The sequence below is a fragment of the Pseudomonas veronii genome, assembly GCF_002028325.1.
GTDB classification, from domain to species: Bacteria; Pseudomonadota; Gammaproteobacteria; order Pseudomonadales; family Pseudomonadaceae; genus Aquipseudomonas; species Aquipseudomonas veronii.
The window spans coordinates 4,645,843-4,658,576 of record NZ_CP018420.1 but is presented as its reverse complement, the minus strand read 5'-3'; the positions used below and the strand labels follow the sequence as shown (position 1 = coordinate 4,658,576).

Annotated in this window: 7 protein-coding genes and 1 pseudogene; 4 read left to right on the top strand and 4 right to left on the bottom strand. The window is 52.7% G+C overall.

The features are described from left to right. Positions 1-396: 396 nt before the first annotated feature. The 4 genes from PverR02_RS21025 to PverR02_RS21010 are packed head-to-tail and all read left to right on the top strand — an operon-like array spanning position 397 to position 5,248. Entirely contained in the window at positions 397-1,833 is a 1,437-nt protein-coding gene (locus PverR02_RS21025) for a hypothetical protein (RefSeq protein ID WP_079444330.1), read from the top strand. An 11-nt stretch (positions 1,834-1,844) separates the two neighbouring features. Beyond that, entirely contained in the window at positions 1,845-2,654 is an 810-nt protein-coding gene (locus PverR02_RS21020; protein WP_078803464.1) for a hypothetical protein, read from the top strand. Then, on the top strand, positions 2,655-4,199 hold the full coding sequence (locus PverR02_RS21015) for a coiled-coil domain-containing protein (protein WP_079444329.1): 1,545 nt from the start codon (positions 2,655-2,657) through the stop codon (positions 4,197-4,199). After that, positions 4,199-5,248, top strand: coding sequence for a hypothetical protein (locus PverR02_RS21010; protein ID WP_078803462.1), 1,050 nt, complete (start codon positions 4,199-4,201; stop codon positions 5,246-5,248). The genes PverR02_RS21015 and PverR02_RS21010 overlap by 1 nt, the downstream gene beginning before the upstream one ends. 155 nt (positions 5,249-5,403) lie before the next feature. Here PverR02_RS21010 and PverR02_RS21005 read toward each other — a convergent pair whose 3' ends face one another. The 4 genes and pseudogenes from PverR02_RS21005 to PverR02_RS33170 form a co-directional block, all read right to left on the bottom strand. Beyond that, positions 5,404-7,647: a DEAD/DEAH box helicase gene (locus PverR02_RS21005; RefSeq protein ID WP_079444328.1), complete on the bottom strand. Its 2,244-nt coding sequence runs from the start codon at positions 7,645-7,647 to the stop codon at positions 5,404-5,406. Next, a complete protein-coding gene (locus PverR02_RS21000) occupies positions 7,622-8,917 on the bottom strand; it encodes an ATP-binding protein (RefSeq protein WP_079444327.1) in 1,296 nt (431 codons plus the stop codon). Before PverR02_RS21000 ends, PverR02_RS21005 begins: the two co-directional genes overlap by 26 nt. Then, on the bottom strand, positions 8,914-11,325 hold the full coding sequence (locus tag PverR02_RS20995; RefSeq protein ID WP_079444326.1) for a tellurite resistance TerB family protein: 2,412 nt from the start codon (positions 11,323-11,325) through the stop codon (positions 8,914-8,916). The genes PverR02_RS21000 and PverR02_RS20995 overlap by 4 nt, the downstream gene beginning before the upstream one ends. Before the next feature lie 315 nt (positions 11,326-11,640). Next, a pseudogene (locus PverR02_RS33170) lies at positions 11,641-11,827 on the bottom strand (site-specific integrase); the annotation flags it as partial. Positions 11,828-12,734 lie beyond the last annotated feature (907 nt).

Here is a 12,734-nt window from a genome sequence, read left to right as displayed (position 1 = left end):
GTAGGTCATAGTCCAGCATGAACAATCTAGCTTCAAAGGCGTGGCAGCGGCCTACAAGTTGAGGCTGCTTGGCGAATAGTTCGGACTCTTCTAGCACTGCGCGGATGATCCAACCTAGTTGGGCCTCCAGCCGAGTAAAAATTCTTGCTTTGACTAGCAGCCGCCTATTAGCCCGTCCGTTAGTCCGCAAACTACTCGTTCCTGCTTGCTATGGAGCATTGGTGCAGTCATCATTTCGCCACCTTGATGGCTATTTGATACGGCTGCACGTTACGGACGACGATTCCTCTTGAACTCACTCTCCAGAACGATAAAAACGGCAATTTATGCTGCGTAGCACGCTTGCGCATATGAATGTCATAAGTCGTTGATCAACAAAGCGCATGGATGTCTTCAATGCATTTTTTCAAAAGATTCTTTGCTTTTATTGCTTCCCTTTTTTCGAGCCAGGAAACAGAGCATAGCGAACCGCTCATCCCGAAAATCGATCCTGAGAAGCTCAAGAAAAAGCTCGATCTTCAAAAAATCGCTAGAGAACACGGCGCGAAGGGCATCCCGAGGAGCGGAGACACACAATTGACTGCTGCCGAGCACGCTGTTCGAGCGGAGCTTGGCCGGATGCGAGAGCAAACGGTGAAATACGGCGAGCAGCGTATCAAGCAGATTCAGAATCGCCTGGACTCGATCGACATTACGCTGGATATGAACCGCGCCATCGAGTTAGGAAATGAGTTTGTTCGTACGTCCGACCATTACCTCACGCGGGAGGATGGTCGCATGAAGGATTTTGCCAGCGACGCGAAAACCAAATTTCAGCTCTTGAGCGATTTTCGCAGGGATAATCGACTGCCGAGCGTCCCTGCTAAAAGCTTAAGCAGTGCCAGCAAGTTTCTGCAGATCATGATCGTGTTTGCCTGTTGCGTCGTGGAGGGTGGGCTCAACGCGACCTTCTTCGGTTCAGGCCTAGAAGGGGGACTACTCAGCGGATTCACGATGGCTTTTATGTTGTCGTCTTTCAACGTGGTCATCTGCTTTTTCGCAGGGCTTGGTTTCAGAAACAAGAACCACGTCAGAGGGGCACGCCGGCTCTGGGGCTGGATCTCTTTCGCTTCGGCAGTAGTCATCATGATCGGATTGGGAGTGTTGATCTCCTATTTCCGTTATGTGCTGACCGTGGATGAAGACGCAAGTCATAACGCCTTCCCCCTGGTCTGGCAAAGCCTTCGTGCGGGCATATTCCCCATTCAGGATTTCGAATCATTGATTCTGTTCTTCGGGACGATTGTGTTTGGCTGTGTCGGCGTTTGGAAGGGCTACAACTTCACGGATCGCTATCCGGGGTACGCAGGGGTATGGAGTCAATATGCTGAGGCTCACCGCCGCTATATCGAACTGATCGAAGGCTTGCGAGATAGGCTGGAAGTCGAGAAGGCCGAAGTGTTGTTGAAAATTGATAGCGGTGTGCAGGCAGCTGAGAAGGCGATCAAAGCTTTCAAGTTCAATATGAACCAGAAGTCGATAGTGAAAAAACAGGTATCCGAAACACTGGTCATGGCCGATGAGACGCTACAGAGCCTGACCCGTTACTACCAGAACGAAAATATGATGGCGCGCCCTACGGATGCTCCACCGCCTGATTATTTCGACCATCCAGTGACATTTGGCCCCTTGGATATGCCGGATTTTAGTGTTCAAAAGGATGAGTTGCGACTGGATGCACAAGAGCAGCTTTTGCGCGAATTGGTCACTGAAGTTGAGCCAATCCGGGCGAGGGTCCAGTCCTCGTTCAATCAGCAATACAACCAGCTTCAGCCGCTCCAGGACTTGGTATAAGGGGATTTGTGATGTCGGTTTATGCCAAGCGTGAAAGTAACACTGGGAAATGGGTTTGGGGCGGCGTGCTTGGCGTTGCAGTCGCCTTGGTGCTCGGCGGGATTGGTTATTACAAAATGAACCACAAAACCTTGGACAAGGAGACTCTTTGCCCCAGTAACGGCCCTAAAGGCCAATATGTCGTGTTAATTGATAACACCTCGCCGTTCCCGTTCACCCAAAAGGCTGCTTTGTCCCAGCGGCTCAAGACAATGGTGGTGAACGAGGTGCCTGAAGGGCACCTGCTTTCGGTGTTTTTGCTCGGGGAAAAATTTGAGCAAAACGAAAAGCCTATCTTCGAACGCTGCAACCCTGGTCAGTGGGGCGATCGCAGTCAACTCACGGCGACAAAGAAGTTTGTCGATAGGGATTTCAATGAAAAATTTGCGAAACCACTCGATGCCGTTGTGCGCCATATCCCTCTCGACGAACACAGCAAGCTGTCACCTATTTTTCAGATGCTCCAACTGGTAGGCATCAACGGGTTCGATCATGCGAATGTGAAGGGCGATCGTAAGCTCGTCATTTACTCGGACATGTTGGCCAACATGCCTGATTTCTCGATGTACAAAAGTAAACGACACAATTATGCGGAGTTTGCCAAGTCTCCTTATGGTCGCAATGCCCAAGCACCAGGCTTAAACGGAGCCACCGTGACCATCAATTTGCTGGCAAACGAAGAGAAAACGCCACAAACCAACGAGCTGGGCAATTTCTGGGCTCAATATTTCGAGGCCAACGGGGCTTCAGTTGAGGGAATTACTGCAATGGAGGGGCTGTAATTGGACTTCAACAAGCATGTACGCCGGGTTCAGACCTATTTCATTGCGGCGGTGATACTCAAGGCTACTTTGGCCGTAACCAGTCTCCTACTCAATGAGCCCTTCTGGCTCGGCTTTGTGCTTCCACTGCTCGTGATGTGTTGCTATTGGTTTGTCGGTTACCGCGTACGGGAGAAATGGAACGTCCAGCTTACCCTCGCGAAATTTGCGGACTCGGTGTACTACCTCGGGTTCTTGTTCACCGTTGGCAGCATCATCATCTGTCTTCTCGACATTAATTCCATTGGTGAAAATCTCAATGGAATGGCTGTTCGGTTTGGCGCCGCTATGGTGAGCACAGCCATAGGTATGCTGGCCAGGGTGCTACATACAGGCTTCAAAGTTGATACAAACGACGCGGTCAGGAGCGTTGAGGAGCGTGCTGTTCAGTCGGCTGAAAACCTGACCATGGCTTTTGACGCCGCCAGCCAGCAGCTTGAAGTGTTCCGGGATCAAGTTATGGCTGCTTCCAAGGAAGCAGTGCAGAGCGTTCATGAGCAAATCACCACGATCTCTCAGCACAGCACCAATGCTATGGATGCGTTTTTCGCCAGCGCTACCCGTCAAAGCAACGAAGCTTTCGAACGCATCCTTAAACAAGCCAATGACGCCAGTACGGATCTACTGACCACCATCAACGGGCTTTCTGAGAAGAGCTCGCAGACACTCGATCGCATGGAATCGCATGCACTCGACTTCGGTAAAAAAGCACAGGAACGGCTCGATCAGACTCTGTTCCCGGATAACCTGTTCGCTCAAAAACTTAACCCCGCTATTGATACGCTATCCGGAACCACTGACACCCTGAACGAAGGGGTTTCGACATTGGCGTTGGACGTCAAGGCTGCCGCTCGGATGGTAGGCACCGCGATTCGCAGTTTGAACACCAAAACTGAAACGATAGGCCAGGCTGTCGCTGCGGTAGGTTCGATCGTAGAAAGCCAGGAACGCTTGGCAGAATCGATGAAGTCACAGGGCAGTGACGTCATGGATCGAGTGGAGCGTATTCAAAAGGACTACCTGGACTCGTTGGAGGATCAGCGAGAAGATTTCATGGAGGACATGAAAGCTAACCAACAGGTATTCACGAAAATTGTCGAGAAGCTTGAAGAACTGCGCACCGTAGCCAAAGACGACACCACGGTGGAGCGTTTGACCCAGGAAGTATCCGGCGCACTGAATGCCGTCAGCGATTGCGCCGTTAAAAGTAACGAGGCCCTCGCAGAAAATTTACGCTCGGCGCTGCTGCCGTTGGTAGAGGCCGTCGTGGCCAGCAGTGATGTGCATAAGGCGCTGGCTGCCAGCGTTGAATCGAGCAACCGCGGCATCGAGGCGGCGAATGCCGGATTGCTGGATGAGCTGATGGGCAAGATTGATCTCATCAGCAATCCTGAAACACGTTTATCAGCGGCCAGCGAAGAAGCTTTCGGATCATCACTCGAGTCAATTGCCAACGCGACGCTGGCCCTCGACCATGTGCCTGCGTCGGATGTGAGAACTGCCTGATGAGTTCTAAAAATGATCAGGTGTTTCAGCTGTCGCTTACCGAAATCTGGATCATTTTGTGTTTCATTCTGCTTTTGCTGATGGGGTACAAAGTTTGGCAGCTCACGCATAAGAATACGGAGATGGCGAACAAAATTGCCGCCTATCAAAATATCGATGAGCGTGAACAGGCTATCAAGCTTGCGAGTGATGAGCTCAAGGCGCGAATGGTTTCTCTTAAGGTGAAAAATCCGGACGAGATCATTTCGAAGCTCGTCGATGCCTCTAAGGCAAAAGAAGAAGCTGGTCGTCTCAAGGTGCTACTGACTCAGAAAGATGAACAGCTTACTGCGCTAGCCGCTATCGATAAGGCTTTGCAGGAGGCTGGTAGCAAAAACAAGGGTGAAGATGCCAAGCGCCTTATCCTTGAAACAATGATGTCCTATGACCAGCTCAAAAAGCTGGTGGTCGATCCCGACCAGGAAAAGGACGCTCAGCCCACGGACATCATCAAACGCATAGGTGCTCTCAAGGCAACTGAGCAATTGTTGAAGACCGCGTTAGGGCAAGAAGGCGTTCCGACTTCGGAGCAAATTTCAGACATTGTGAAGAACGCTGAAGCTTATGCCCAAGCCGAGAAACAAGGTGTAAATCCGACGACGTTGCAGAAAACCAACAGTGACCTGAAAGGGCAGGTTCAGTTTCTACAAAACAAGCTGAACAAGGGCAAGGGAGGCGATCTGCCGCCTTGCTGGGCGAACGAAGCCGGCAAAGCAGAAATGTTCCTCACGGTGTACTTGAAGGAGGACTCACTGAACTTTGAACCGGCCTGGCCGCCAACACGACAGGCAGATGCTGAAGCGCTCCCGAATTTCTCCGCTCTGATGGCAAACACCACTCGCACGTATGAGGACTTTCTTCAGGCGGCACGCCCCATCTCTGATTTAGCCAATCAACGAGAGTGTAAATTCTATGTGCGACTGGCGAGTCAAATTCAAGGGGCAGTGATGTCCGATCGGCGCCGCCTGATGATAGAAAATTTGTTCTACAAGGTTGAAGTTCGACGTTAGGTCTTGTCGTCGACATGTGGTTTCTGAACCGTGTTAACAGGCTCAGAATTACGCAAGGCTAGGCTGGTAATGATCACTCATCACCAGCCCAGTGGCGGGACGTCAGCGTGTTCGCGCGTAGTCGCGTCGGCGCAATGCAGTGCGGTTTCTTCCACTTATTTTTCCAGAGAATGACTCTGTGCAAAAAGAATTGCGGTCGAGATATCGAGCGATATGGAAGCAAACGACTTCATCAGCAAGGATTGCGGCAGTGCCCAATCCCACTTTTCGCGCAGCATGTTTTCCACCTCCGAAAGTATCGAGTCTAGATCAGCAGCATCCAGGCTTCCGACTTCCTTCAGTGCCATTTGGGTTCGACCGATGTCGGCGTCAATCTCAATGGTAAGGCCTGCGTTATCACAAGAAAGGCCGACATGATTGAGTAACAAGCGCAGTGCATCGTTGGCATGATCACCTAGCCAGCTCATCAGATAACACTTACCGCCCGACTCAACTATGTAGCGCTTACCAAGGCCCAGCGAAACAAATGTCTTTCGAGCCTCGTCGAGAAGCTCTTGAGCCCCTTGATCAATAAAGGGGCAGGGGATTGTGTCTGCCAAGACGGCTCGCATTTCTTGGCGTACGTTGTCATGCACCATCGCACCCAGACCATCGAACTGAGGAGGGGCACCACCGCGTGCTGCTGAAACGATGATGACTTTGGCCTGGAGATCAACATCACGAACCTGCCACCTCCGGCCTCCGAAAATAATGCGCTGATCCTTGGTCAGTGGACGGCTTACCGGCACAGATCCCAGTGCCCTACCATCGCATACAAGGCGAAATTCTTCGTCGCTGGTGAATGCGCTGTAGAACTCATAGTGGTTGATCAATCGCTCTCCAACCGTCCCAGGAAGCAGCAACCCTGAGCTGTCCTGAACAATGAGCTCGTGCTCGCCGAGCGCCTTGAGCAACTTCACAAAGTCTGGTTTCTCAACTTTTGGAAATGCTCCCTCAGCAACCAAACTTTTCCAGAGATCTGCAGCAGATGCACCGCCGCACTGGGCAATCACAGAAAGACACTGTTGAACGAGGGTGGACGCGTGGATGCCTTGAGCCCTGGGAGGTTCAAACCACCCCTTGGCCAGCAGTCGAACCATGGCAATGGTTTGGACCAAGCCTTGGCGCAGTTGATCCGAGAGGCTCGATCCATCTTTGAGTGGCGATTCCTTGCAGTAAACGCGCAGCGTTGCTTTTTCTCCTGGGCGCCTTCCCGATCGCCCTAGACGTTGTCGCAGACTCGCCACCGATGGTGGGGCACCAATCTGCACGACTGTTTTGATGCTGCCGATGTCTATGCCGAGCTCAAGCGTCGTGGTGCAAATCGCGGATGCTGCATGAGTCCCTGCCTTGAGAGCATGCTCTGCTTGCTCACGTAAGTCCTTCGAAAGGCTACCGTGATGAGGCCAGAATTCGTTAGGCACGCCGTCTCTCTCGCAGCGCCGACGCAGTTGATCTGCGTACCATTCAACCTGCGACCGACTGTTTGGGAAAATTAGGTTATTACTACCGCGTAACACCTTGTAAAGATGATCAGCGATCGCGAAGTCTGGGCTTGCCTCGTTCTCTGTCTCGTCTTCATTTCCCTCTTGCTCAGAAAGCTTAATGGGCTTCTTCTTGAGCTCGCTCATGGGTGGCTGAATGTAACCACGAACTTGCACCTGGAGAGTCTGGTTGGAGCTTTTTGATTCAATGACGGTAACGCCATCGGCATTTCCCGGACGCAAAAACTCCGACGCCATCTTCATGTCGCCGAGGGTGGCTGAGAGCCCGACTCTAGGGAGACGGTGCCTGGCAACAAGTTCTACCCGATGCATCAGTGACTGAAGTTGCTTGCCTCGTTCGCTACCGATGAACGCATGCAGCTCATCCACGACGATATAGCGCAGGTGCTGGAACACCCCGCCAAGACTAGAACCGCGGTTGACGAACAGGGCTTCAAGGGATTCAGGAGTGATCAAAAGCACCCCCTCAGGGGACTTCAAAAAACGATGTTTTTTGCTTGAGGAGATGTCCCCGTGCCAAGCCACTACGGGAATCTCAAGCTGCTCACAAAGACGGCTTAACCTGTCCCACTGGTCGTTGATCAGGGCCTTGAGCGGGCTGATATACAGCACCGAACCGGGTGGGTCATCATGATTCAGCAGATTGGTGAGGATGGGAAGAAAAGCAGCCTCGGTTTTGCCTGCCGCTGTTGCTGCGGCGATGATGACATCCTGATCGGCATCCACCAGCACAGGTACCGCCCATTCTTGGGCGTCGCGCAAAGAAGTCCAGCCTTCCGCCCAAATCCATCGCTGGATTCGGGACTCAAGTTGATCGAAACCCGATGACTCAGAGTGTGAAGGTGGCAAGTTCATCGTCCGCATCGACTTTGGTATCGTCTTCGCCGCCTGAGTCCCTGGCGACCTCGACAGCTCCAAGCAGCGTCCGCCAATCGGCGCCTGGATTTTGCTCCAAGATGGCTAGCAGGTTGATGAACGCTGTGATCGTGGTGCGCGGGGTACGGAAGTAGGCTTCCCCCAAGCGCTGATTACAGTGCGCCATAAACAGTGGGAGCGCCTCGTCAGGCAGTAAGTACTTTTCAGTATCTCCGCCAGCGTATACGTGACGAAGTTTCTGAAGCAGTACGTAGAAGTCTTCCGGGGTCAGGCTGGTCAGACGAATGACCGGCCCCGACAGATCCACCAATCCTGATTTCGCAAACGAGTTCTCGGCCAATCGAGATTGCAGGGCAGGGTAGCTGAATAGCCCCCGACGAGTGTCCATCAAAAACTCAGGCGTGCCACCTAAAACGAAACCAAGCCCTTCGGACGACCCCTGCAGAGAGTCGTTGAGGATACGGAGGATCTGTTCGTAATTGGCATTACGAGCTTGGGTATTGGCCAGTTTGTAGAGGTTGACCAGTTCGTCGAGGCAGATCATCAGACCGCCAAAACCTGCAAGCCTGACGAATCTCGACAGGAGCTTGAGCTGATCGTAGACGGAGGCATCATCAATGATGGTTCGTACACCCAAGGCTGCTCGGGCATCCGTCTTAGTGGTGAACTCTCCACGCAACCAACGGATGGCGTCGGCCTTGAGCTGCTCGTTGCCTTCTTCGAAACCTCGGCAATAGGCGGCAATCACCTCCGCAAAATCATACCCGTTGACCATCTCGGTCAGCTCGGCCAAGTGAGCACGAATAACAGTCTCGCTGTCCGTACCCGCCGCCTTGGCTTCGGTTTTGGCCTGAGAGATGAATTTCTCAACAATGCCTTGCATAGCCCCACCGTCGGGCTTCGTACGCGTCGACATATTTTTAGCCAACTCGGAGTAAAGCGAACGTGCTTGTCCACCCGTGGCATGTAATCTGCGATCTGGGTTTAAGTCGGCATGCATGGTGACAAGCTTGCGCTCCATGGCAATGGCTCGTACCAGGTTCAGAAAAAACGTCTTGCCTGCACCGTACTCGCCAATGACGACTCGAAATGCCGATCCACTTTCAACCAGGCGATTGACGTCCTTGATCAGTGCATCTAGTTCGCCTACCCGGCCAACCTGAATCAGGTGTTGGCCCACGCGAGGAACGACGCCTGCGCGTAGCGACTGGATGACCGCATCGCGATCCTTGGCTCTGATAGTGCTCATAGGGCTAACTCTTCCAGAATGTCTGTATTGATCTCGACAGGGTCATCACCCTCAGTGACGGGCATGTCGAAACGTTCAAAAGCCATGTCGTTAATTTGTTCCAGGGCACCATCGAGCATCAGCTCCATGTCGCTGGCGGCAGCTTCAAGTTCGGAGCGGCTCCACTCAGGGCGTGAGATCAGCAACCGAAGGAATGCAGAGTGTTCTAAATCGAGACCATCAATGTCTGCACTCGATTCTTGTACTGATTCTGCCGCATCGACCAACTGTTCCGGTTCGTCAACCTGGTCATCAGTGAAGACTTTGGCAAGGAGGGCGGAGACCTCTGCGGTTTCTCGTTGCAGTTCTGCAATGCGCTCGTGATCAAGCACGAACCCTTGATTCGCAGTGGCGGTGACCGGGGTACCAGGCTCGGAACGGGGAATGCCGGCTTTTGGTTTTACGGAGGCAATACTTGCTCCAGATGCAGCACCGTGGAGATCGCTGTACAGCAACTGACTGTCTAGCTGCAGGGCCTTGTAAACGCGCTCAAGAAGTTTCACTTCCAATGGGCTGACGATGCCATCAGCTTGCGCCAGATGGGCGAGGAAGCTGGCAATCGTGCGTTTGGCTTCGACCGTTAGTGGGTCGAGTTTTTTCTTCAGGCTGGCCAGCGTTGGTGGTTGCTGGATCTGGATTCGCAGGTGTGCTTTAAGGCGTTTGCGATGGGCCACACTCAGGTGATTCCAGGAGTCGATGTGTTGAGCAAGCAGCGTAACTTCCTCAGTGGAGGTATCACCATCGGCAGAAGCCACAGCACTAGCAAGGTCGAGCGTCACCGAAGCAGCATTGTAAGCTGCAGAAGCTCGCAGTGACCCATCTTCTGGTTGAGTCACGAACAGCGCGATTTGATCCTCTGTCTTCGGTGTCTTACTGCCAGCCAGTACGTCGGGTTCAATACCGATGTGAAGCGATTCCAGTGCGCGGGCAAGTGCAAGTACTTTGTCGCGGGACAGGGCGCCGGTGCTCTTGAACCGGCCTGCGAGTTCGCCAAAGCTCATGACAATCAGGTCGTCGCCAATTCTGAGTTGAAGCTCGTCCAATTCTGTACGAGCTGCCGTAGGCCAGAGAGCGACGGGAAGCTGTAGAAGACCTTCGAGAGCTTCTGCGCTATCAGGGTTGCGGCCCAAATATCGGCTGTAAGGTTCAAGCTCGGTAGTACATAGCTCAACCAGCAACTGCAGGCTTTTTCGTGTACCTGACGTGGCCAGGACATCAGGAAGGTCACCCAAGCTAAGCGTGGGGGCCATTAAGACCGCGGAGGCCGGCCGATAGCTGGTTTTAAGTTTGGTCTTGTTCTGCGCCAGGACAAGACCCTTAGGATGGGCGCTTGTGTACTTAAGCTTGAACAGTCTCGAAAAGACATCCTTACAGCGGGTCACGGGCGTACGTTTGCTGATGTTGGGGTCAGCTAGCGTCCAGGCTAATGCCCAATCGGCATCAAGGGGGCGCTTGTTGGAAGCGAATTGCCCCAGACCTACGCGCAGTGGCAGTGGCATCTCGTAGCTATACGCGACAACGTTGGGAGGTGGGCCAAGGTAAAGGTCTGGATCGATCTTGGTGTTGCTCAGGTAATCCAGAAAACCTTCCGCATATCCCCTGAATGACCTATTTTCCCCATAGATACTCAATAGGCGCTGGACTTCTTCTACGATCAAAGGAAGCTCAGCCTTGACGCCCGGGTCACTAACTGCGTCAACGAGTGCTCGACGTTCTAGACCATAGAAATACAAAAAGACGTAGCCGGTGTCTGCCAGTGGATATCGACGACCACCCTCCAGCCATTGAAGATATCCACGGCGAGCCTCTGACGTGATGGAGTGGAAACTGGGCCAATAGGACATCAGCCGTTCTTCTAGATCGACGTGTGTCTTTGCGATACGGAGCTTGGGGTTTATCAGTGAGGGTTCTTCGGCATCGTGCCGCCCACCTAGCACGCTGCCCATATAGAACATGCCACCGGGAATTGAAAAACCGGAAACGGTGACAGATTCACCTGCTGGCACCCAGCGAACATCAGGTTTTTGCGTGCTCGCATTTGGAATTTTGAAGGACTTTGAAGATGCTGAGCCGAGTTGGACAGTGTAAAAATCAGAGGCTTCCTCAGTACCCATATGGCTCCCTGAAACCTCACGCATAGAGAAAGTAAGGCCGGATCGTAGATGCTCCGCCTCCGAAATGGTCACTGACAATTGCTCAGCATGCCGCCTTGAGCGACGAACCAGCAGCCAAAAAACCGCGGCAATGCAAGCAATAACACCAATGGCGATCCAAGCATTTTTCGGGATTGAAGCGACTGCGCCAAAGGCCAGAGCGAAAATGATCAGGATGCCGTTACTTGTGGAGTTTTTTGCCTTCTTCCTTGCCATGAGTCGTTTCAACCTTGAAAAGATGGATGCTGGCGCAATGGCAGTATCCGATAATTGCCCCACGAGAACCATGGGCTGAGGAAAGCTATTGATCGGAAAATTTTGCTTGCGCACGAATAGCTACAATCATCATAAGTAGCTTTCTCAGCAGGAAGCGCGCAGATCATCTCCGCTCCATTGCTGATAGCTGCAATTCATTGTGGGTAGCTATCGGCCAGAAGTGGAAGCTCACTAGTCGATGATGCTAGCCCCGTTCGCCGAAGCTAGGATTGTTGCGTTGGCCATCTCTACTCGACTAGCCGCGGCGTGCGCCTATGCCTTGGCGGTTTTCTTGTGCTCGTTGAGATTGATCTGCTCATAGGTGAGCGCTTGGGCTTGGTTGCGTGCCTGCGGATGCCCATCAGGGATTTGTGCGGCCAAGACGCCGCGGACGTACTCTTAGTTCCGCTCGCCCCATCGATAGTGACAGCGACTCGAGTTCTTTGATGGTGATTTTGGCCATAAAATGGGTTCCCCCTACTTTTACCCCCCCCACAAAAACGTCGACTCTTGATGGACGTTCCTGGACTCTCGTAGAGCAGAACACCGCTGGAACTCAAGTAAACACTAACTTGGAAAAATCCAGAGTAAAATTCTGGAAGCTTTCAAGAAGTATGAAAAAGGAGATGGGGTGCTAGGGGTCGAGTGTTCGAATCACTCCGTCCCGACCATATAATTCAACGACTTAGGCCAATGTTCACAGCATTGGCCTTTTTCGTGTGCGTGACATTTGCGTGACTTCTCTATTTTTCACGCCTGCTTCCCGCTCCAAAAGGGGTCTGCCGGGAAAACCAAAGGTCATTCGCCTCTTGCCGGTGTGGCCGCATTTTGAGCAGTCGCTTGCTTCATACGAGCAACGGTATTCAGCGCCGCAATCACACGAACATCCACTGCACTCGAGCGTGCATGTCTGGATCTGTTTGTCTTGGCCATTCCGCTTGATCAGGTAATTGGTACGTCGTTCCAGCCGAAAGCCGGTTAGTTTCTCGGCCACCGTGTAAGCAGCCAGATCCCATCGGAAGTCGTATTTGGCCTTTGGATCATCGGCGATTCAGTTTACTGGGCGCGTGGCGATTCCTCGCCCGTCGTTCACCAGTCGGCTGATAGGTGAGTTGTGGTCATCAAATGAGCGGGGTCAGGCAAGTCAAAAGTTATGAGGCGGAGGGGCCGACAATGAGGCGTCTCGATCAATTCCTCGTCCTCGAATCAAGCGGGGGCGCTCACCGAGCCTGGGTATCTCTTGCGCAAGACGCAACGCGACGTTGCGTCCTGACCATATTCTCTCAAGATGCAGTGCCGCCTATGTTGTTGACCTGGAAAACATCAATGCGCGTGACTTTTTCTGAAGAGTCACCGCTGTCGAACCTCAG

Coding starts and splice junctions, on each gene's coding strand:
- PverR02_RS21005 (WP_079444328.1), bottom strand. CDS start 7,647: ATGAACTTGCCACCTTCACACTCTGAGTCATCGGGTTTCGATCAACTT.
- PverR02_RS21020 (WP_078803464.1), top strand. CDS start 1,845: ATGTCGGTTTATGCCAAGCGTGAAAGTAACACTGGGAAATGGGTTTGG.
- PverR02_RS21025 (WP_079444330.1), top strand. CDS start 397: ATGCATTTTTTCAAAAGATTCTTTGCTTTTATTGCTTCCCTTTTTTCG.
- PverR02_RS21000 (WP_079444327.1), bottom strand. CDS start 8,917: ATGAGCACTATCAGAGCCAAGGATCGCGATGCGGTCATCCAGTCGCTA.
- PverR02_RS21010 (WP_078803462.1), top strand. CDS start 4,199: ATGAGTTCTAAAAATGATCAGGTGTTTCAGCTGTCGCTTACCGAAATC.
- PverR02_RS20995 (WP_079444326.1), bottom strand. CDS start 11,325: ATGGCAAGGAAGAAGGCAAAAAACTCCACAAGTAACGGCATCCTGATC.